The sequence below is a fragment of the Antarctobacter sediminis genome, assembly GCF_019218285.1.
Classification (GTDB): Bacteria; Pseudomonadota; Alphaproteobacteria; order Rhodobacterales; family Rhodobacteraceae; genus Antarctobacter; species Antarctobacter sediminis.
This window is the reverse complement of the sequence record NZ_JAHUZG010000003.1, coordinates 423,474-444,521: the sequence shown is the minus strand read 5'-3', so window position 1 is coordinate 444,521 and position 21,048 is coordinate 423,474. Positions and strand designations below refer to the sequence as shown.

Sequence of the window (21,048 nt, the reverse complement as noted above, 5' to 3'; positions counted from 1 at the left end):
CATGGCGCATGTCACCCTGAACAACATCCGCAAGGTTTACCCCAACGGGTTCGAGGCTCTGGTTCCCACCAGCTTTGCCATCGACGAGGGCGAGTTCGTCGTCCTCGTCGGTCCGTCCGGTTGCGGCAAGTCCACGCTTTTGCGCATGATCGCGGGGCTGGAAGAGATCACCGAAGGCGAGTTGCATATCGGCAACCGCATGGTCAACGACGTGGATCCGGCCCATCGCGACATCGCGATGGTGTTCCAGAACTACGCGCTGTACCCGCATATGACCGTGCGCAAAAATATCGCCTACGGTCTGAAGAACCGCAAAACGCCCAATGACGTGATAGACACCAAGGTTGCCGAGGCAGCCAAGCTGCTGAACCTTGGCGACTATCTTGATCGCAAGCCCAGCCAGTTGTCTGGCGGTCAGCGTCAGCGGGTGGCCATGGGCCGCGCCATCGTGCGCGACCCTTCGTTGTTCCTGTTCGACGAACCTCTGTCGAACCTCGATGCCAAGCTGCGCAACCAGATGCGGATCGAGATCAAGGCCCTGCAACGCCGTCTGGGCGTGACCTCGGTTTATGTGACCCACGATCAGGTCGAAGCCATGACCATGGCCGACCGGATCATCGTGATGAACGCGGGCCGCGTCGAACAGATCGGCACCCCGCATGAGGTTTATCACCACCCGGCGACAACCTTCGTAGCCTCTTTCATGGGCGCTCCGCCGATGAACCTGCTGAGTGCCGAAGCGCGCGACGGAGCGGTCTTTATGGAAGGTCAGCGGCTGGCCGAGGCCGCCCACAGCGGCCCCGTCACCGCCGGTATCCGCCCCGAGGATTTCCTGCCCGATCCCGCCGGCCCATTGTCGATGGAGGTCAATATCATCGAGGAACTGGGCGCGAACCGTCTGCTGCACGGGACCATCGGGTCCGAACAGATCACCGTTCATGTCGGCAAGGATATGGAAGCCGCGCCCGGTATGCTGGATCTGGCGATCAAACCCGGTGCCGTGTCGCTGTTCCACGCCGAAACCGGGATGCGCCTGTGATGCAGGTGCTGTCCGAACTGCCGCTGGTCACCGAGACCGAACGTGCCGCGCTCCTTGCCGCCCCGCGTACCGCCGAGGCCCACCGCGACCTGTTGGCCGCCACGCCCGCGATGAATGCCGTGCAGACCGGGGGCACGGCATCGGCGCAGGTCTTGCCCGCCGAAATCTCTGTTGTCGCCTGGAACCTCGAACGCTGCCTGTTTCCCAAGGACAGCGCGGCACATATCGCTCCGCGCACGCCGCAGATCGTGCTGTTGTCCGAAATGGATCACGGCATGGCCCGCACCAAACAGCGGCACCCGACCGAAGAGATGGCGGCCGAGTTGGGCATGACCTATGCCTACGGGGTCGAATTTTTCGAGATGGACCTTGGCGGGCCGACGGAACGTCCCTTTTGCGAGGATGATTTCAACGCGCGCGGATGGCACGGCAATGCGATCTTGTCCAAGGTGCCCTTCGACAAGGTCACGATGATCCGGCTGGACGATCACGGCCATTGGTTCACGCCGGACAATGGTGCCGATCCCGGACAGCCGCGCCTTGGCGGGCGCAATGCCATGGCGGCCGTTGTCCCCACCGAGGCGGGGCCGCTTTGCGTGGTTTCGACCCATCTGGAAAGCAACTCTGACCCCGCGCACCGCGAAACCCAGTTCACCCGGCTGATGGATGCTGTGGACGAATTTGCCCCGGACATGCCAGTGCTGATCGGCGGCGATCTGAACACCGGCAACCATGTCCCGCCGGACTACGACTGGCGCAGCGAAACGCTGTTCGCGGCAGCAGAGGCGCGGGGCTATGACTGGTCAATGACCGCCGAGGGCATGACGACACGGCCCAGTCTGATCACCTTGCATCCCGCGCGCCAGATGAAACTGGACTGGTTCTGCGCCCGAGGCCTGACCGGGCTGGACAAGGCGGTGATCCCGTCGCTGGACGCAAATGACCGCCCGCTATCGGATCACGATGCGGTCTGGTGCAGGTGCCGGCGCTAAGGCCGGCACAGGTGCGCGCCCTCAACCAGGGACGCGCATCACAGACAAGGGTTGCAGGACCAGCCCCTCGACCTCACGCGGTTCGGTCGAGTGATTGAACCAGAAACGCTCGGCCCCGGTTGACCGCGTGCGGACGCCCTCGGGCAAGTCGCGCGGGTTGAGACCTGCTTCGGTGGCCAGATTGCACAGTACGCGGGACAGCGCGGTATCATCCAGCCAACCGCAAACATAGTTCATCGGCCCTTGCCGGATGACGGCGGGGCCGCCGTCCTTCAGGTGTTCGACAACATCGAACGCGCCTTCGACATGGTCGCGGTAAGAGGTCAGCGCGCCGCCCGATTGCAGGGGCAGCGGCATGTCGGGCCGCAGGCTTTCCACATGGCTGACGGTCAGGTCCCAGCCGGGCAGATTGGGCGGCAAAGGCACCGGCGTGCGCATGGTGGCGTCCCGGGCCCCGCTGCGCGGGCCCAGAACGCATGGAACACCGCTGTCGCGCAACGCCTGTTTCAACGCATCTGGCATATACATCATGCCGGGCGCCACGATCATCGCATAACCATCCAGATCCGCATCCGGGTGCAGGATGTCGATGGACAAACCCGCGCGGCGCAGCGCGCGATAGGTGTCAAAGACAAGGTCGAAATAGCTCAGGCCCAGCCCGTGCGGCTGGATCGACCATGCCCATTCGGACTCATAGTCGAAGATCAGCGCCAATTCGGCCTGTCCAATGGCCACATCCGGGGCCTCTGCGATCTCTTGCGCGACTTGTATCGCCTCGGTCAGACCGGGCGCGGCCACGCTGTCCGGGCGTAGCAAGCCCGCGTGCATCTGTTCCTGCGCCATCGGCGCCTGACGCCAACGAAAATAACAAACCGCCTCGGCCCCGTGGGCAAAGGCCTCCCAGCTCCACAGCCGGACCATACCGGGCAGGGGGGCGGGGTTGTAAGGTGCCCAGTTTACCGGGCCGGGCTGTTGTTCCATCACCCACCAGCGCCCCTTGCCGACGGCGCGATACAGATCGTGGTGGAATGCCTGAAAATCGGGATCGCCTTGCCGGGCATAGGCGCGTTTATGCGCGTCATCGGCCTTGACCCGGTCCTCGAGAAAGCCCAGCGGATAGCTGTCCCAACTGGCGATTTCCAGATCGTCACCGACCTTGTAGTGATCGAAATCGGTGATCCGGCCCATATAGTTGTGGGCGATCGGGGCATCGGAATGCGCGCGTATGATTTCAACCTGAAGGCGGTTGAAGGCCACCACCTGATCCGAACTGAAACGGCGGAAATCCAGCACATGTGACGGGTTCGGCTCTGTCACCGTGAGATTTGGCAGGTCGATCTGGTCGAAACCGTCGTAGTCCATCGACCAAAAGACATTGCCCCATGCCGTGTTCAGCGCCTCGATATCGCCATCGTTGCCCCTGCCCGGATAGCGGGTGCGCAACCAGCCGCGAAAGGCGCTGCGGGCAGCATCGCTGTAGGAGAGGATGGTATCGTGACAGCCGTATTCATTGTCGGTCTGCCATGCGGCCACGTGCGGATTGCGGCCATAGCGCTTGGCCAACCGGGTCACGATCTCGGCGCATTCTGCCTTGTAACCTTCGTGGCTGAAACAATAATGCCGACGCGAGCCGAACTTGCGCGGTCGGCCTTCGGCGTCGACGGCCAGCATGTCGGGATGCCGGTCCAGCATCCAGCGTGGCGGCGTCGCGGTGGGCGTGCCCAGCACCACCTTCAGCCCGGCTTGCCCGAGGATCTCGATAGCCTCGTCCAGCCAGTCAAAATGAAACTGCCCCGGCTGTGGTTCCAACCGCGACCAGGCGAATTCCCCGATCCGGACCCAGGTCAGCCCTGCGTCGGCCATGCGGCGGGCGTCTTGTTCCCAGATCTCACGCGGCCAGTGTTCGGGGTAGTAACAAGTGCCCAGAGTCCGTTTCATGCGGCCTTGCCCTTGTCATAGGCCGCCACGATAGCGGCGGCGCGCGTGGCGACATCGGCCGCCGTCAGCCCGGGTTTGTACAGCGCCGACCCGATGCCGAACCCGGTCACGCCCACGGCAAACCAATCGGTGAAATTGCCCGCCTCGGCACCGCCCACGGCATAGGTCTTGGCCTCCTTGGGCAGGACAGCCTTGATGGCCTTCAGCCCGTCGGGGCCGATCAACGTGCCGGGAAAGAACTTGAGCCCGTCCGCGCCACAGCGCAGCGCGGTGAAACATTCGGTCGGGGTCATGACACCGGGCAGAGAGATCAGCCCCTTGGCCTTGCTGTGTTCGATCACCACCGGATTGCAATCGGGCGAAACGATCAGCGTGCCGCCCGCCGCCTGAACGGCATCGACGTCTTCGGGGCTGAGAACCGTGCCGGCCCCCACCTGCGCCTGTCCGGCAAGCCCGTTCGCCAGCGTTTCGATGCTGCGCAGCGGTTCGGGCGAATTCAGCGGAACCTCAATCCGGTCGATCCCGGCCTCGACCAGCGCCTGACCGATGCCCAGCACTTGGTCCGGGGTCACTCCGCGCAGGATGGCAATGATTTCTCGGCTCATGATTTCGTCTCCTCAAAGGCGGCGCGCAGGCCCGCCAGTGCAATTTCGGCGCCATCGGTTTCGCGGACCGCGGCCCCCTGTGCGGCCAATGCCTGCCGGTAAAGGTCCGTCAGGCGCGGTGCGCCGATCAGCACGATCTCTCGTCCCAGCCAATAGTCCCGCGCGCCTGCAATTTCCAAGCCCAACAGAAGGCCCGACAGCCGTGCGCGGCTTGTGGCGGGCGAAACGCCGTCCAGCAGCGACCCGGCGCGAAGCGAAAACAGCCGCGACGCAAAGCGTTGCGGCGCGCCCATCGCATCGCTGACAGCGTCCAGAAAGGCACCCCTGTCCCAGTCCGGGCTGTCGACCGAATGCCGCAGAACCGACTGGGTCGACAACAAGGCAAACATCTCTCCGGTCATGAAGGTGCGGAAGCTGACGATTTCCCGCGCGCTGATATGCACCCATTTCGTATGGGTGCCGGGCAGGCAGAGCACGCCGTCGAAATCGGGTGTGGCGCGCAGGTATCCGGCGATCTGCGTTTCCTCGCCCCGCATGACGTCAGGCGGGCTGGCCTGCTGAACACCCGGCAGGATCTGAACATCCAGCCGGGCATCCCGCACCTTTGGGCGCGTGGCCTGTTCCAGTCCCGGTGCGGCACACGGGGTCGACAGGTAGGGGGCCTCGATCCAGCCCTGACGCGCGCCGACCATGCCGCAGGCGATGACCGGCAGTTTGCCGGTTGCAGGCAGGTAGGGCGACAAAAGCCCCAGCAGCGCAGGCTCAAAACCGTCGCGGGTCAGCGTGCCCATGCCCTTGTCCGATGACAGTGCGGCGATCACCTGCCCGTCGGACCCGATCACCCAGGCCCGCAGGTTGGAAGTGCCCCAATCGACGGCGATCCATTCAGGAGAGGGCTGGCTCATCCCGTCACCACCACGCCGCCATCCACGACCATGGACTGGCCGGTCATCATGCGACTGGCATCAGACGCAAGGAACAGCGTGGCATCGACGATGTCGCGCGGTTCAAGGTGATCCTTGAGACACTGGCGGTCCAGATGCGCGGCCAGCGCTTCGGGCGTGGCCCACATGTCCTTTTGCTTGTCGGTCAGCACCCAGCCGGGCGCCAGCGCATTGAAACGGATGCGATCCGGGCCGAACTCGCGCGCCAGCGAGCGGGTCATGCCGTTGATCCCGGAATTGGCGGTCGTGTAGCTGACATATCCCGCATTGCCCATCATGTAGCTGATGGAGGAAAAGTTGACGACCGAACCGCCCCCGGCGGCGCGCATCATCGGCACGACGGCCTGACAGGCAAAGAAATAGGCCTTGAGGTTGATGGCCTGCGACCAGTCCCAAAAGGACGGGTCCACATCCAGCGCGGCGTGCCGTTTGTCATTGGCCGCATTGTTGACCAGCGCCGTGACCGGCCCGTGCGCCTCGCCCGCGCGGGAAATACAGGCTTTCAGCGCATCCAGATCGGTAATGTCGCAGGGCATGTACAGCGGGCGGGCGCCATGTTTGGCCTCCATCTCGTCGCAAAAGCCCGTGGCGTCGGACCGCTGGACAAATCCGACGCGCGCGCCTTGCGCCATGAAACCGTCGGTCAGCGCCGCACCGATCCCGGCGCCGCCGCCGGTGATAAAGACGCTTTTGCCGTCAAGGTCGTGGAAAGTGGCGGTTCCGGTCATCAGTGGCTCTCTCGTGTGACGGGGCGGGTGTCCTTGCCGACAAGGAAATCCAGATCGGCCCCCTGATCGGCCTGAAGCACGTGGTCGACATACATCTTGGCGTAACCGCGGGTGTAGTAAGGTTCGGGCGCGGTCCATTCAGCGCGCCGGCGGGCCAGTTCCTGTTCCGGGACCAGCAGATCCAGAACGCCCTTGCTGGCCGAAACGCGAATGCGGTCGCCCGTGCGCACCAGCGCCAGAGGCCCGCCATCGCTGGCCTCGGGCGAGACATGCAGGATCACGGTGCCAAAGGCGGTGCCGGACATGCGCGCATCGGAAATCCGCACCATGTCGCGCAGGCCTTCTTTGACCAGCTTGGCCGGCAAGGGCATGTCGCCCACTTCGGGCATGCCGGGATACCCCTTGGGACCACAGCCCTTGAGCACAAGAATGCTGTCGGCGGTGACGGGCAGATCCTCGCGGTCGATATTCGCTTTCAGCTCTTCGATGGTTTCAAAGACATAGGCTTCGCCCTCATGTTCAAGCAGCGCATCGGTGGCGGCAGAGGGTTTGACGATGGCCCCCCGCGGCGCAAGGTTGCCGTGCAGCACGCGCAGACCGGCGGCGGGTTTCATGGGGGTATCAAAGCTGCGGATCACGTCGCGGTTATGGCATTCGGCCCCGTCGTGGTAGACCGACAGGTCTCCGCCCAGCACCGTCCGGGCGGGCCGCAACAGATGTTTCAATTCGGCCAGAACGGCGGGCATCCCGCCCGCGTAGCAGAAGTCTTCCATCAGATATTTGCCCGAGGGCATACAGTTGACCAGCAGGGGGATCTCGCTGCCCAGTTCGAAATCCTTGAGGGTCAGGTCAACGCCAACTCGGCCCGCCAGCGCCAGCAGATGCACCACCGCGTTGGTCGACCCGCCGACCGCCGCATTGGCGATAATGGCGTTCTCGAAACTTTCGCGGGTCAGCACGTCGGACGGTTTGAGGTCTTCTTCGACCATCTCGACGATCCGGCGGCCGGTCATATGGGCAAGCGCCATGCGGCGGGCATCCACCGCCGGAAGCGCGGCATTGGTCGGCAGCGCCATCCCAAGCGCCTCGGTCAGCGAGGCCATGGTTGATGCGGTGCCCATGGTCATGCAGACACCCTTGGACCGGCTCATACCGCTTTCGGTGGCCATGAAATCGGCCAGCGTCATCTCTCCGGCCTTTACGGCGGTGGCGAACTTGCGCACATCCGTGCCCGAGCCAAGGTCGCGGCCCTTCCATTTGCCGTTCAACATCGGCCCCGAGGACACGACGATGGTCGGCAAGTCGACCGAGGCCGCGCCCATCAACTGTCCCGGCGTGGTCTTGTCACAGCCGCCAAGCAGCACGACCCCGTCCATGCCATAGGCGCGGATCGACTCCTCGACATCCATGGCCAGAAGGTTGCGGAACAGCATCGCGGTCGGCTTCATCTGGGTTTCGCCCAGCGACATCACCGGGAATTCCACGGGAAAGCCGCCTGCCTCCCAAACGCCGCGTTTGACGCCCTCGGCCAGTTCGCGCAGGCCGGAATTGCAGGGTGTCAGCTCGGACCAGGTATTGCAGATCCCGATGATCGGGCGCCCGTCAAAGACATGGTCCGGAAAGCCTTGGTTCTTCATCCACGACCGGCGGACAAACCCGTCCTTGTCGATCATACCATACCAGCCGCGGTTGCGGCGTTCCTTGGTCAAAGCTGCTCTCCTTTCACAACCCACATGGTCTCGGGAAAGCTCCATGGCAGGGTCAGTCCGTGGTTCATCAGATAGCCGCCGGACAGCACCAGTGGGCCCGATTTGATCACCTGATCGCTGCGCGACAGGTGCGAGGCATCGGCCCGGTTCACCAGTTCGATCCGATAGGAACGGTCCGCCTTCAACCCGGTCAGCCGCAGCGGGCGTGGCGCGATCTGGGCCGAGGTGGCGGGTTTGCCCGCGAAGACGACGAACTGGCTGCCGTCCCGGGCGATCTGCTGTTCGGCCACAATGGAAGGGTCGGCGCTGTCCAGCCGCAGGATGTCACCGCCCGCCATCCATTGTCGGTTTGCCTTCCACCATGTGGTGACGTCACGCAGGACCTGAGTCTCCTCCTCGGTCAGCTCGCGGGGGTCCATCTCGAAGCCCATGTGCCGCTGGGCCGCGACCCAGGCCCGGAAACGGATGTCGATCATCCGCCCGGATGTATGGCAGGTGCGCGGCCCCACGTGACTGCCTGTGACCACAGAAGGCAGGAACAGCGCCGCATTGTGCTGCATCGTCAGCCGTTCCACCGCGTCATTGCTGTCAGACAGCCAGACACGATGGGTGCGGCTCAGGATGCCGAAATCGATCCGCCCGCCGCCCGAGGCACAGCTTTCGATCTCGACCCCGGGATGCGCCGCGCGCAGTCGGTCCAGCAGCGCATAGGTGCCCCGGGCCTGTGCCGCGTCAGGCTGTGGCAGAACGCGGTTGTGATCCCATTTGACATAGTCCACGGCGTTTTCGGAAAGCACCGCGCCGATACAATCAAAGAGGTAATCCTGCACTGCGGGCAGGGCCATGTTCAGCACCATCTGCTGTCGGCCGGGGATCTGGTCTGCATCGCCCAGCACCCAATCGGGGTGCGCACGATAGATGTCAGACTCTTCGTTGATCATCTCGGGTTCGAACCAGATACCAAAGGTCATACCCTCGGCGTGCACATGGTCGATCAGCGGCGTCAGCCCGTCTGGGTACTTGCGCCGGTCGATCTGCCAGTCACCCAGCGAACTGGTGTCGTCATCGCGTTTTCCGAACCAGCCATCATCCAGCACAAAGCGTTCGGCACCCAAGGCGGCAGCGCGGCTGGCGATCTCTTTCAACTCGGGCAGGGTGTGATCGAAATAGACCGCCTCCCAACAGTTGTAATGCACCGGGCGTGGGCGGGCGGGATCGGGGAATTGCACGATCCGGTCGCGCAGGTGACGCTGAAAGCCGGTGGCACAGCCATTCAGCCCGCTTTCAGAGAAAACCGCGAACAGCGTCGCCGAGGCAAAGCGCGTGGCGGGGGCGGTCTCTGTCTCCTTTGCGTGGCCGAACTGGACCTGCCGCCGGCCGTCGGGCAGTTCCTCGGCCACCATCCGGTGCCCGCCGGACCAACCGTAATGGAAGGCATGGACCTCTCCGGCGGTGTTGGTCGCACCCCGTCCCGGCAGGATCAATGCGGGGAAATGTTCATGCCCCGTGCGGCCCGTGCGGCTTTCGCGCAGTCGGATCCCGGCGGACCATGGCGTGCGGTTTTCCTGAAACTCGCCGCACCAGCGTCCGGCAAAGTCGATCATCTCGTCGCAAAGCTGCGGCGCCGGAAAGACCGGGGCAGCCAGCCAGTGCAGGCGCATCTCCTGCGGGCTTGCGACCTCGGCGCTAGCCTCGATCACATGGGTTTCGGGATCAATCGCGAAATGCGCGGCATAGCGCAGCCCGCTCGCCTCATCCGCATAGCGCAGGGTCAGCGTCTGGCTCCCTGTCTCGGCCCCGGCAAGGCGGAACTTTGGCAGGCAGGCACGCCCGTCAGCATGGCGGATCAGCAGCCCCGGTTGACCGGGAAAGCTGCGCGTGGCCTCGGGGCAGATCGACAGCTCGGGGTTTGCGTCCAGCATCCCACCGGTTACGTCGATGGCATGGGCCGCCGTCAGGGTCTCAAGGATTTCATCATCCGGCAGACGCGCGCCCCAATAGACCACCTCGGCAAGGTGGCCGTTTCGGGAGGCGAGGACCAGCGTCTGCCGACTGTCATCCAGCCGCCAGCTTTGGATCATTTCACGGCTCCAAGGGTCAGACCGGCAATGAAATGCCGTTGCATGAGAAAGAACATCAGCACTGGCGGCAGTGCGGCCACGATCGACCCCGCCGAGACAAGGTGCCAGGCGGCGACCCACTGACCGTTCAGCGAATACAGACCGGCAGTGATCGGCTGGTTGTCTGCGCCCTGCGTCAACACCGTCGCCCAGAAATAATCGTTCCAGATAAAGGTGAAGATCAGCACGGACAGCGCCGCCAGCGCAGGTTTCATCAGGGGCAGCACCACGTACCAGAAGATGCGGATTTCGGACACGCCTTCGACCCGCGCGGCCTCGATCAACTCATATGGCAGCGCCTTGATAAAGTTGCGCATGAACAGCGTGCAGAAACCGGCCTGAAAGGCGATGTGGAACAACGCCAGCCCGTACCACGTATTGTACATGCCCAGATCCAGCGTCAGGTCGCGCACCGGCACCATGAGGATCTGGAACGGCACAAAGTTACCCGCAATGAACATGAAGAAGATCAAGAGGTTGCCCTTGAACTTGTAGACGGCCAGCGCAAAGCCCGTCATGCAGCTGATCGCCACCGCGCCGATGACCGTGGGGATCGTCACCTTGAAACTGTTCAGGATGTACTGCCCGATGGGCGTCTGCTTGAAGATGGCGGTGTAGTTTTCCAGCAGGTTGAAGCTGGTCGGCCAGCCCCAGTAGTTGCCTGCCGTGATGTCGCCCGCCGAGCGGACCGAGGTCAGCGCCACGGCGATCAGCGGCAATAGCCAGACGATCAGCGCGATGGGCAGGGCGATCTTGTAGACTGTCTGCGCGGTGGCAGAGCGTTTCTGGATCGGTGTCGGGAACATCTCAGCGCCCTTTCTCGTCGCGGTACATCTTCCAGAGGAAGCCGGTGATGTAGACCATCATGATAAGGAACAGCACCACGGCGATGGCCGCGCCATAACCCATGCGGAAGCCGTATTCGGAAAACGCCTGTTCATACATGTAAAAGGCCAGCACGCGGGACGACCCCCAAGGACCGCCGTCGGTCATGATGGAAATCAGGTCGAACGAGCGCAGCGCGCCGATCACCGTCACCACGATGGCGATGAAGGTCGCCGGGCGCAGCTGCGGCAGGATTACGTACCACAGCATCTTGGCGCCCTTGGCATTGTCCAGCCGCGCGGCCTCGATCTGTTCGGGGTCCACGGCGTTCAGACCGGTCAGGTACAGGATCATGCAATAGGCGGTCTGCGGCCACAGACCGGCGGCAATGATACCGTAAGTGACGTAATCCTCGTTTGCCAGCACGGCGATGGGTTCGACGCCAAACCAGCCCAGCACGATGTTCATCAATCCGTAGGTCGGATCGTAGAACCACGCAAAGACCAGACCCACAACAACCTGCGAGATCACGAAAGGAAAGAAAAACAGAGACTTGTAAATGCGGATGCCGCGCACCGTCTGGTTCAGGAACAGCGCCACGAACAACCCCATCGGGATCGCCAGCATATAAAGCACCAGCCAGATCACGTTGTTCTTGAGCGAGGTGTAAAAGGCCTCGTCGTCCATCAGTTCGACATAGTTGCCCATGCCGACCCATGATTTTTCGCCCAAGCCATCCCAATCGTAGAAAGAGATGTTGATCGACTGGAAAATCGGCATGACCACGTAGACAAGGAACATGAAGATGCCGGGGGCAAGGAACAGCCAAGGCGCGACGCGTTGCTGGTTTTCCTTCCACCAGCCGCGCGTGGCAGGCGGGTGGGTATCTGGGACGATCGGGGCGGTCATGGGGTCTCCTCCTCGGGTGCGTGCGCGAACACGCAAACGCCCCGCCCGGCGTTGCCGGACGGGGGTAGTGCAGGCCAGGCGTTACTTGTAGACGCGCTGGCGGACCTTCTCGAGCCGCTCAAGGATCTTGTCCATGCGCTCGGGTTTGACCATGAATTCCTGAAAGCCCTCCATGCCGGCCTTGGCCATTTCGGCCGGGGCGTCACGGTCAAAGAACTGCGCAATGCCGCCTTCGGTCGCGCTCAGCATGGCATAGCCCGCTTGCAGAAATTTGTCGTCGCCCACGGTGCTGTTCTTGTTGATTGGCAGCTGTCCGAGGGTTTCGTTGATCTGCGTCTGCACATCGGCGCGCGCCAGGTAGGCGAGGAATTTCTTGGCGTCTTCCTTGTTCTTGGCGTTGGCCGGGATGTGGATCGTGTCGGTCGGGGCTTCTTCGGCCAAGGGCACGTCAGGGTTGATAACCGGGAACTGGAAAAAGCCGAGCTGCTCGTCGCTGAGGCCTGCCTCACGCAGCGGGGCCACGGCGAAGTTGCCCATGACATACATGGCGGCATCGCCCTGAACCATCGGGGCCAGCGCCTCTTGCCAGGAATAGGCGGCGTGGTTTTCAAGGAAGAAACCGGCGTCGATCAGCTGTTTCCAGTTGTTCATGGTGTCGACCACGCGCGGGTCGGTCCAGGGGATCTCTCCCTTGGTCAACGCCATGTGGAAGTCATAACCGTTGGTGCGCAGGTTGAGGTAGTCAAAGACACCGCCAGCGGTCCAGAGATACTTGGTGCCGATGGTGATCGGGGTGACACCCGCCGCCTTCAGCTTTTCACCGGCGGCAAGGAATTCCTCCCAGTTGGTCGGAACGGCGACATCATTCGCCTCGAAGATGTCCTTCCGGTAATACACACCCCACTGGTAATAGGTGTAGGGCACGCCCCAGATCTTGCCGTCGATGGTCATCGACCCCAGCGACGACCCCAACGAGTCCTTCAGGCCGTTTTCTTCCCAGACATCATCGACCGGCTCGAAAAGGCCGGCGTTCACATAGGGCAGCATCCGGTTGCCCGCATACCAGTTGGCAAGGTCCGGCGCGTCCGCGGTCAGGAAGTTGCGGATCGAGGTCTTGTAACCTTCGTGGTCAAACAGGTTCCAGGTGACCTTGATGTCGGGGTGCTCTGCCTCGAACCCGTCGATCAGCGCCTGGAACGCCGCCTTGGGCGCCGGGTCGGACGTATCGGTGTTGATGACAAGCTCGCCCGCGAAGGCCGCCGAGGTGAACATCGTCGAGGCGACAAGGGCCGCCGTCAGCTTCATGGCTCTCTGGAACATCTGCTTACTTTCTCCTCCCGTAAAGTTCCACATAGTGGAACAGATGTTTTGAATGTTGATCTTTTAGTCCCGAATTGATATCCAGTCAAGAATTGCTTTCGCCCCCGAAAGTGGCTCAACCAGCGGACCAGACCCATGAACAAGCAGGTAGGAACGGACGGAACTGTCGGGAAAGCCTTGGATATTCTCGACATCGTCGTTGCCTTTGGCCGGGCCGTCCGCTTTTCCGAAGTGCTTGAGGTCAGCCCCTATCCAAAGGCCACGCTGCACCGGATCCTGCAAACCCTGACGAATCAGGGGGTGCTGGCCTATGACGAGGAACGGCACGTCTATGTGCCGGGCATGCGACTGGTCCGCATGGCGCGTCATGCGTGGAACCAATCGTCGCTTGGCCCACTGGCGCAGCCCTTCATCCAGTCGCTGGCCAATGACGTGGGCGAAACGGTCCACCTTGCGCAGATGGAAAATGGCCGCGTCGTCTTTATCGAGAAGAAAACCCCGGAACAGGGGTTTCAGACCATGGCGCAGCCCGGGCGCCGATCCCCGGCCCATTGCACCGGGGTGGGCAAGGTCATGCTGGCCTTCATGGATGACGCGCGCCGCGCCGCCGCGCTGGACCGGCAGGTCTATGAAAGCTTTACCCCGTCGACCCATACCGGCCCCGACACGCTGGTCCGCGAACTGGAACAGGTGCGCGCCGAGGGCGTGGCCTATGACCGCGAAGAACATGAACAGGGGATCATCAGCATCGCCGCGCCGATCTTTGGCGGGTCGAACCGCGTGGTCGGGGCGATTTCCGTCGTCACCTCGACCTTTCGGATGTCGGTGGACGGTTTGGACAAATTCCGGCCCGCGCTGTTGCGGACCGCTGCGCAGATCGGATCAGAGGCCTCTGTCTGGCCCTATCCGCTGGCGCAATAAACCATCACGGTTCTTGGGAGAGAGAAAACCATGTCAGGTGTCGCACTCAGCAGTGCTGTCAAACGCTACGGCGATGTTCAGGTCATCCATGGCGTGGACCTGCAAATCGAGGACGGCGAATTCTGCGTCTTCGTCGGGCCTTCGGGCTGCGGGAAATCCACGCTGCTGCGCATGATCGCAGGGCTGGAGGAAACCTCGGACGGCAGCATTTCGATTGGTGGCCGTGACGTGACCCGTGCCGACCCGGCAGAGCGCGGCGTGGCAATGGTGTTCCAGACCTACGCGCTTTACCCGCACATGACGGTTGAGGAAAACATGGGCTTCGGGCTCAAGATGAACGGCGTCGACAAGGCGACGATCAAATCCAAGGTGGCCGAGGCCAGCCGTATCCTCAAGCTGGACGACTACCTGAAACGCAAGCCCAAGGCCCTGTCCGGCGGCCAGCGTCAGCGGGTTGCCATCGGACGCGCGATCGTACGCGGCCCCGAGGTGTTCCTGTTCGACGAACCGCTGTCGAACCTCGACGCCGAACTGCGTGTCGACATGCGGGTGGAAATCGCGCGCCTGCACAAGGAAATCGGTGCCACGATGATCTATGTCACCCACGATCAGGTCGAAGCCATGACCCTGGCCGACAAGATCGTGGTTCTGCGGGCCGGTCACATTGAACAGGTCGGCAGCCCGATGGACCTGTATCAGAATCCAGACAACCGCTTTGTTGCCGGCTTTATCGGCTCTCCCAGCATGAATTTCATGAACGGCAAGGTTGCGGGCGGACAGGTTGTCGTGCCCGCGCTGGACAATGCGACGGTTCCCGCCAACGTCGCCCTTCCGGGCGAAGGCAGCGAGGTCATCGTCGGGCTGCGACCACAGCACCTGTCGGTGCGCGAAGGTGCCTCGCCAGTGACGGTCGACATCCGCGAACGGCTGGGCGGGGTCGCCTACGACTATCTCACCACCCCCACCGGCGAGCGCATCGTCGTGGAAACCAAGGGGGATGAGGCCATCCCCGAAGGCACCAGCGTCGTGGTCGAGTTCGACCCGGTGAACGCGATGTTCTTTGATGCCAAGTCCGAAGCCCGTCTGCGCTGAGCATTGGGCAAACGCCTGACCGGCTGTTTGCCGGTCAGGGCCATGGGGGTCACGCGCTTTCGCGCCGGGGCCTGCGGGCCTGTGCCGTGAGCTTGGCCAACAACGTGGCAAGCTCTGCCTCGTAGCGCTGGATATTGCCCTCTTTCACCGGGCCGAACCCGCGCAGCCTTTCTGGCAGTTCCGCGATCTCGACCCACAGATCGTAAGTGTCAGGTGACAGGCTCTCTGCCACGCCGGCCATACGCGACAGGTAATCTGCCGCGATCTGCCGTTCCTTGCGCCGCTCGGCCGTGCGGCCAAAGGGATCGGCCCAACTGCCCCTTAGTTTTCTAAGCCGCGAGAGGCCCCGCAACACCGGAAAGATCCAAGGCCCGAACGCCATCTTGCGCGGACGCCCGGTGGCCGGATCCTTGCGGGTCAGTCCCGGCGGCGCAAGGTGTAGCCGGATCTTGCCGGGATCCTCGAATTGCGCAGCCAGCGACGCGCGGAATTCGGGCTGGCTGTACAGGCGCGCGACTTCGTATTCATCCTTGTAGGCCATCAGCTTGTGGGCATACCGCGCAACGGCCCGCGACAGGCGCTGCTCTGGGTCGGGATCGACGGTGATGACATACATGGCAAGGTCGGCATAGCGTGCGGCATAGCGTTTGTCCTGATAGTCCCCGAGGTCGGCCGTGCAACGCGCGATCATATCGTCCAGCGTCTCGTTCGCGGGATTGGGTGCGCGGGGCACCAGCACCTCAACCATGGCGGCATCATGTGCCCAACACCGCCCCAGCCGGAAAGCATCGGTGTTAAAGGCCACCGCGACCCCGTTGAGCGCAATGGCCCTGAGGATAGCCTCGCTGCTGAGCGGCACCAGACCCTTTTGATAAGCCACACCGAGAAGAAAGAGGTTGGCCCCGATACTGTCACCCAGCAGGCTTTCGGCAAGGCGGGTGGCATCGACCATATGCGCCGCCCCGTCGCCAAGCGCGCGCCGCAACCGGAACTCCATCATGGGGACGGGCAATTTGAAATCCGGGTCGCGCGTAAAAGCACCGGTCATGACTTCGGCGGTATTCACGACCGCCTGCGTCCGCCCTGTCGCCACGGTTTTCATCAGCGTATCACCCGCGCTGACCAGAAGATCACAGCCCAGCACAAGGTCCGCACCGCCCGGGGCAATGCGAATGGCACCGATTGCCTCCTGCGACGGGGCCAGCTTGATATGTGAAGTCACGGCCCCGCCTTTCTGCGCCAAGCCGGCCATATCGATGATCCCGCACCCCTTGCCTTCGATATGCGCGGCCATGCCCAACAGCGCCCCGATGGTGACAACCCCGGTTCCGCCAACGCCAGTCAACACAACGGAATAGACATCCGAAAGCTCGGACCTTTCAGGCTCTGGCGGATCGGTCAGCCTGACGTCCTGCGCTTTTGGTTTGCGAAGGGCGCTGTCTACCGTCGTAAAGCTGGGACAAAAACCCTTGATGCAGGAATAGTCCTTGTTGCAGGCGCTTTGATCGATGCGCCGCTTGCGGCCCCAAGGTGTTTCCTCGGGCAGGATGGCAACGCAGTTCGATTGCACACCACAATCACCACAACCCTCGCAGACTCGCGGATTTATAAAGATGCGCTTTGGCGGATCCTCCATCTTGCCCCGCTTTCGGCGGCGGCGCTTTTCCGCGGCGCAGGTCTGTTCATAGATCAGGATGCTGCACCCCTCGACCTTGGACAGGCGGTTTTCGACCTCCAGCAGATCTTCGCGCGGGCTCAGCCGGGTGTTCGCGGGCAGGCGGGTCTTGTCCAGCAGGTCTGGACGGTCGCTGACCACGACGATTTCACGCGCCCCGGCGGCCATGACTTCGCGCGCGATCCGGTAGAGGTCCATGCCACCTTCGTGGGTCTGGCCACCCGTCATGGCAACCGCGTCATTATACAGGATCTTGAAGGTGATGTTCACGCCACTGTCTATCGCGGCCCGGATCGCCATCAGGCCCGAATGATTATAGGTGCCATCCCCGAGGTTCTGGAAAATGTGCTTGCGGGTCGAAAACCGGGCCTCTCCGATCCAGTTGGCCCCTTCACCCCCCATGTGGGTATAGCCCTCGACGTTGCGACCCATGGATTGCGCCATCCAGTGACAGCCGATCCCGGCGTATCCGCGCGCGCCATCCGGCAGCCGGGTGGAGGTGTTGTGCGGACAGCCGGCACAGAAATAGGGGGTCCGTGCAACGCCCAACTCTGTGCCGCCCGCCTTGCCATCGGGCAGGTGATCCAACGCTTGTTTCAGCGCGGGACAAGGGGCGCGCGCCCCGATGGCGCGCGCGATCTGCACCGGGTCCAGCGCCCCTTCGGCTTGAAACAATACCGCCCCGGTTTCATCTTTCTTGCCGATGATCACCGGAGCACCGGGTTCACCGTACAACAGGCTGCGCACCTGGTCCTCGATCAGCCCACGCTTTTCCTCGACCACGATCAGCAGATCCTTGCCCCGGGCGAACCGGCGCAAGCCTTCCGGTTCCAGCGGCCACGTCATCCCGACCTTGTACAGCGCCAGACCACTGTCGCCGTCGTCAGCTCCGGCACCCAGAAGTCCCAGCGCATCTTGCGTATCAAGGAAGGATTTGCCCGCCGAGATAATCCCGATCCGCGCAGCGTCCCCCCCGGAGCGGACCACACGGTCCAGCCCGTTTGCCCGGGCAAAGGCCTGTGCCGCGGCAATCTTGTGTTGGTGCAGGCGCGCTTCCTGGATCAGCGGCGTATCCCCGCGCCGGATGTTCAGACCGCCGTCGGGCAGGTCGTGATCCGCAGGCAAGACGCTGCGGAATCCTTCGGGGGCCATGTCGACAGAACCGGTGGATTCCACGTTGTCCTTGACGCATTTCAACCCGCACCACAGACCCGAATAGCGGGACATCGCCCAGCCGTGCAGGCCAAATTCCACCAGTTCCCGCAATGTCGCCGGGTTCAGCACCGGCATCATGGCGTCGACCAGTGCAAATTCGCTTTGATGCGCGGTGGTCGAGCTTTCGCAGGTGTGATCGTCACCCATCAGAACCAGCACACCGCCATGTCTTGATGACCCCGACAAGTTGCCATGGCGCAAAACATCACCGGAACGGTCCACGCCCGGACCCTTGCCGTACCACATGGCAAAGACACCGTCCTGCGCGCCTTCGCCATGCAATTCCGCCTGCTGGCTGCCCCAGACTGCGGTGGCGGCCAGATCTTCGTTCAGGCCCGGTTCAAAGACGACACCCGCGCCGCCCAGCAGCTTTCCGGCGCGACCGAATTGTTGGTCCAGTGCCCCCAGCGGCGACCCGCGATAGCCGGTTACATAGCCTCGCGTGTTCAGTCCGGCGGACTTGTCCCGCTGGGCCTGCATCAGGCACAACCGGATCAACGCCTGCGTGCCCGAGATGAACACACGGTCCTTGGTCAGGTCGAACTTGTCGTTCAGGTCAACCTCACGCAGCGGTGGGCGATAGGTATCAGGCATCAACGCCTCCCTCTGCGCGGATTTCGGCAAGCTGCTGCAACAAGGCACAGGTTCCCCGTTGGGCGCCGGTGCCAGCGACCAATGCATCAAGGCTCATGGTGATTTCTCCCCTTGTCGTGTGGGTTTAGCGAGTGGGACCGGGTTCGATCCTCGGGGGCAGGTGAACCGCAAGATCGGGCAACTGCCCGGTCCAGCGACTGACATGCACTGTAGCTGTGTGGGCAATATTGCCCTGCGACAGGCCCGAAGCCCCTTTGTCGATGGTCAAAGCATTGGGGTTGCCGTGAACCTCGATCCGACGCCCATCGATCACTTGCGGATCGAACCATGCGCCGGTGGGCAGGCTGACACAGTCGCGGCGGATATCGGGATCCAGCAAAGCCCCTGCAAGGCACGCGCCGCGCGCGCTTTCAAGGATCACGACGTCCCCTTCGGAAATGCCGCGATCTCCTGCGGTGTCGGGATGCAGGCGGCAAGCTTCGCGGCCCGCGATCTTGGCCCCCTTCGAGGCTGCACCGGAATCAAGCTGCCCGTGCAAGCGCGTTCTTGGCTGTGGCGAAACAAGGTACAGCATGCCCTGTTCAACATCGGCCGTTCCTTCGATGGGTGGCATCCACGTCGGATGACCCGGACAATCGGGCAACGCCAGCCCGGCGATACATGGGCTGCTGATCTGCAAACGTCCGCTTTCGGTGCCCAGGGGGCTGCCATCGGGATCGGTGACGAATTCCTGAAACAGCACCCTCTCGGCAGGCTCATCCGGCACGGTGAAAAACCCATCGGCCTCAAACGCCTCGAAATCCGGCAGATCAAAGCCTTCGCGCTGCGCCACTTTCCCGGCCTCGGACCAAAGCCAGCGCAGCCAATCCTTCTGGCTTCGCCCTTCGGTGAAAGCTTTGGCAAACCCCATACGCGCGGCGAGGCCCGCAAAGATCTCGTGGTCGTCGCGCGCCTCGGCAAAGGGGGCGCGGACCGGCGACATGTAAACCAGCGCGGGGTCACGCTTGTTCATCATGATGTCTGTCCGTTCCAGAGGTGTGGTAGCAGGCAGGACGATATCCGCCCGCCGCGCCGTCGCCGTCCAGCTGTGTTCGTGCACGATGACGGTCTCGGGGCGTTGCCACGCCTGCTCGAGCCGGAACAGGTCCTGATGATGGTGGAAAGGATTGCCCCCCGCCCAGTAGACCAGCCGCAAATCCGGGTAGGTGCAGTTCTTGCTGTCAAAGGTATAGGTTTCGCCCGGATGCAACAGCGCATCTGCGATCCGCGAGACGGGAATGACCTCGCTCACCGGATTGCGGCCCTGTGGGACTGAAGGCCATGACAGGAACCGCGTGGCCCGGCCAACCGGCGTTACCGACCCATAGCCAAACCCGAACCCCGTGCCCGGTTGGCCAATCTGGCCCAACATGGCTGCAAGGGTCAGGCCGGCCCAGATCGGCTGTTCGCCGTGGTCGGCCCGTTGCAGTCCCCAAGCAAGCGACACCATGCTGCGGCTGTTCGGCAGTCGCGCCGCGATGTCCCGGATCGTCCGTGCCGGAACGCCGGTGATCCGCGCAGCCCAATCCGCGGATTTGGGCTGTCCATCGGCGGTCCCGGTCAGATAGGCGCAAAACGGCTCCCACCCATCGGTATAGCGGTCAAGAAATGCCTGATCGTGGCGGCCTGCCGCGTGGATCTCAAAGGCCAGCGCAAGGATCAGCGCCGTATCCGTTCCGGGGCGGATGGCGATCCATTCGGCCCCCGGCATATCCTCGAAATCGCTGCGGGATGGCGAGACGCCGATCACCTTCATTCCCTTCGCGATCGCGGTCGCAAGGGCGCTTTCGACCTCGTGAAAGCTGGTCCCGGCCGAAGCAATCTGCGCCGTTCGGCCAGAGATGCCGCCAAAGCACAGCAAGAGCTCGCAATTCTCGGCGATATGGCCCCAACTGGTCATGTTCTCTTGCAGCTGGAAATTGGAAAACCCGGTGATGTAAGGAAACAGGACTTCGGCGGCCGCGTGTGAATAGGTGGTGCGCGCGCCGGTATAGCCGCCCGCAAGGTTCATGAATCGGCGCAGTTGCGATTGCGCATGATGGAACCGCCCGGCGCTGGCCCAACCGTAAGAGCCTGCAAAGATTGCGGGGTTCCCATGCGCCTCGCGCACGCGGATCAGCTCTGTGGCCACCAGATCCAGCGCCTCGTCCCAGCTGACCTCGACAAAACTGTCATCGGAACAACGGTTGCGATTGCGGTCTTCCAACCAGCCCTTGCGCACGCTGGGGCGCGCCACCCGAATGTTTTCGTCAAAGGCACCGGACATCCAGCCGCCACCGATGACCGACGGGCTGGGATCACCGGCAACCGGTTTCAGAACCTGTTCGGCCCCGTCGGAATGGATTTCGTAACAGCCCCAATGCGCGGCGGTGTATTTCATCGG

15 protein-coding genes are annotated in these 21,048 nt (G+C 62.9%); 4 read left to right on the top strand and 11 right to left on the bottom strand.

The window, feature by feature from the left end:
• Position 1: 1 nt before the first annotated feature.
• Together KJP30_RS17145 and KJP30_RS17140 are read left to right on the top strand one after the other, a co-directional pair.
• A complete protein-coding gene (locus tag KJP30_RS17145) occupies positions 2–1,039 on the top strand; it encodes an ABC transporter ATP-binding protein (protein ID WP_218450559.1) in 1,038 nt (345 codons plus the stop codon).
• Entirely contained in the window at positions 1,039–2,031 is a 993-nt protein-coding gene (locus KJP30_RS17140; RefSeq protein ID WP_246594593.1) for an endonuclease/exonuclease/phosphatase family protein, read from the top strand. The genes KJP30_RS17145 and KJP30_RS17140 overlap by 1 nt, the downstream gene beginning before the upstream one ends.
• A 21-nt stretch (positions 2,032–2,052) precedes the next feature.
• Here KJP30_RS17140 and KJP30_RS17135 read toward each other — a convergent pair whose 3' ends face one another.
• From KJP30_RS17135 to KJP30_RS17095, 9 genes are all read right to left on the bottom strand, one after another.
• Positions 2,053–3,969, bottom strand: coding sequence for a beta-galactosidase (locus KJP30_RS17135; protein ID WP_218450557.1), 1,917 nt, complete (start codon positions 3,967–3,969; stop codon positions 2,053–2,055).
• Positions 3,966–4,574 (bottom strand): 2-dehydro-3-deoxy-6-phosphogalactonate aldolase, encoded by a 609-nt coding sequence (locus KJP30_RS17130; RefSeq protein WP_218450556.1) that lies wholly within the window; start codon positions 4,572–4,574, stop codon positions 3,966–3,968. The genes KJP30_RS17135 and KJP30_RS17130 overlap by 4 nt, the downstream gene beginning before the upstream one ends.
• Positions 4,571–5,479 (bottom strand): 2-dehydro-3-deoxygalactonokinase, encoded by a 909-nt coding sequence (locus KJP30_RS17125; protein WP_218450555.1) that lies wholly within the window; start codon positions 5,477–5,479, stop codon positions 4,571–4,573. Before KJP30_RS17125 ends, KJP30_RS17130 begins: the two co-directional genes overlap by 4 nt.
• Positions 5,476–6,246 (bottom strand): SDR family NAD(P)-dependent oxidoreductase, encoded by a 771-nt coding sequence (locus tag KJP30_RS17120; protein WP_218450554.1) that lies wholly within the window; start codon positions 6,244–6,246, stop codon positions 5,476–5,478. The genes KJP30_RS17125 and KJP30_RS17120 overlap by 4 nt, the downstream gene beginning before the upstream one ends.
• On the bottom strand, positions 6,246–7,955 hold the full coding sequence (locus KJP30_RS17115; protein WP_218450553.1) for an IlvD/Edd family dehydratase: 1,710 nt from the start codon (positions 7,953–7,955) through the stop codon (positions 6,246–6,248). Before KJP30_RS17115 ends, KJP30_RS17120 begins: the two co-directional genes overlap by 1 nt.
• A complete protein-coding gene (locus KJP30_RS17110) occupies positions 7,952–10,036 on the bottom strand; it encodes an alpha-galactosidase (RefSeq protein WP_218450552.1) in 2,085 nt (694 codons plus the stop codon). The genes KJP30_RS17115 and KJP30_RS17110 overlap by 4 nt, the downstream gene beginning before the upstream one ends.
• Entirely contained in the window at positions 10,033–10,881 is an 849-nt protein-coding gene (locus tag KJP30_RS17105) for a carbohydrate ABC transporter permease (protein WP_218450551.1), read from the bottom strand. The genes KJP30_RS17110 and KJP30_RS17105 overlap by 4 nt, the downstream gene beginning before the upstream one ends.
• A 1-nt stretch (position 10,882) precedes the next feature.
• Positions 10,883–11,809 (bottom strand): carbohydrate ABC transporter permease, encoded by a 927-nt coding sequence (locus KJP30_RS17100; protein ID WP_218450550.1) that lies wholly within the window; start codon positions 11,807–11,809, stop codon positions 10,883–10,885.
• A gap of 81 nt (positions 11,810–11,890) precedes the next feature.
• Positions 11,891–13,129: an ABC transporter substrate-binding protein gene (locus KJP30_RS17095; protein ID WP_218450549.1), complete on the bottom strand. Its 1,239-nt coding sequence runs from the start codon at positions 13,127–13,129 to the stop codon at positions 11,891–11,893.
• Positions 13,130–13,264: 135 nt separating this feature from the next.
• Between KJP30_RS17095 and KJP30_RS17090 the strand changes: the two genes are divergently transcribed.
• Both KJP30_RS17090 and KJP30_RS17085 read left to right on the top strand, forming a co-directional pair.
• On the top strand, positions 13,265–14,050 hold the full coding sequence (locus tag KJP30_RS17090) for an IclR family transcriptional regulator (RefSeq protein WP_218450548.1): 786 nt from the start codon (positions 13,265–13,267) through the stop codon (positions 14,048–14,050).
• 30 nt (positions 14,051–14,080) lie between these two features.
• Positions 14,081–15,142 (top strand): ABC transporter ATP-binding protein, encoded by a 1,062-nt coding sequence (locus KJP30_RS17085; protein ID WP_218450547.1) that lies wholly within the window; start codon positions 14,081–14,083, stop codon positions 15,140–15,142.
• 49 nt (positions 15,143–15,191) lie between these two features.
• Here KJP30_RS17085 and KJP30_RS17080 read toward each other — a convergent pair whose 3' ends face one another.
• Positions 15,192–18,626, bottom strand: coding sequence for an indolepyruvate ferredoxin oxidoreductase family protein (locus KJP30_RS17080; protein WP_218450546.1), 3,435 nt, complete (start codon positions 18,624–18,626; stop codon positions 15,192–15,194).
• 124 nt (positions 18,627–18,750) lie between these two features.
• Positions 18,751–21,045 carry a molybdopterin-dependent oxidoreductase gene (locus tag KJP30_RS17075; protein WP_218450545.1) on the bottom strand — a complete coding sequence of 765 codons (2,295 nt, stop codon included), beginning with the start codon at positions 21,043–21,045 and terminating at the stop codon, positions 18,751–18,753.
• Between the last annotated feature and the right edge of the window lie 3 nt (positions 21,046–21,048).

Bases quoted from the DNA above. Each gene is read 5' to 3' on its own strand.
- KJP30_RS17145 (WP_218450559.1), top strand. From the start codon at position 2: ATGGCGCATGTCACCCTGAACAACATCCGCAAGGTTTACCCCAACGGG.
- KJP30_RS17140 (WP_246594593.1), top strand. From the start codon at position 1,039: ATGCAGGTGCTGTCCGAACTGCCGCTGGTCACCGAGACCGAACGTGCC.
- KJP30_RS17135 (WP_218450557.1), bottom strand. From the start codon at position 3,969: ATGAAACGGACTCTGGGCACTTGTTACTACCCCGAACACTGGCCGCGT.
- KJP30_RS17130 (WP_218450556.1), bottom strand. From the start codon at position 4,574: ATGAGCCGAGAAATCATTGCCATCCTGCGCGGAGTGACCCCGGACCAA.
- KJP30_RS17125 (WP_218450555.1), bottom strand. From the start codon at position 5,479: ATGAGCCAGCCCTCTCCTGAATGGATCGCCGTCGATTGGGGCACTTCC.
- KJP30_RS17120 (WP_218450554.1), bottom strand. From the start codon at position 6,246: ATGACCGGAACCGCCACTTTCCACGACCTTGACGGCAAAAGCGTCTTT.
- KJP30_RS17110 (WP_218450552.1), bottom strand. From the start codon at position 10,036: ATGATCCAAAGCTGGCGGCTGGATGACAGTCGGCAGACGCTGGTCCTC.
- KJP30_RS17105 (WP_218450551.1), bottom strand. From the start codon at position 10,881: ATGTTCCCGACACCGATCCAGAAACGCTCTGCCACCGCGCAGACAGTC.
- KJP30_RS17100 (WP_218450550.1), bottom strand. From the start codon at position 11,809: ATGACCGCCCCGATCGTCCCAGATACCCACCCGCCTGCCACGCGCGGC.
- KJP30_RS17095 (WP_218450549.1), bottom strand. From the start codon at position 13,129: ATGTTCCAGAGAGCCATGAAGCTGACGGCGGCCCTTGTCGCCTCGACG.
- KJP30_RS17090 (WP_218450548.1), top strand. From the start codon at position 13,265: ATGAACAAGCAGGTAGGAACGGACGGAACTGTCGGGAAAGCCTTGGAT.
- KJP30_RS17085 (WP_218450547.1), top strand. From the start codon at position 14,081: ATGTCAGGTGTCGCACTCAGCAGTGCTGTCAAACGCTACGGCGATGTT.
- KJP30_RS17080 (WP_218450546.1), bottom strand. From the start codon at position 18,626: ATGCCTGATACCTATCGCCCACCGCTGCGTGAGGTTGACCTGAACGAC.
- KJP30_RS17075 (WP_218450545.1), bottom strand. From the start codon at position 21,045: ATGAAATACACCGCCGCGCATTGGGGCTGTTACGAAATCCATTCCGAC.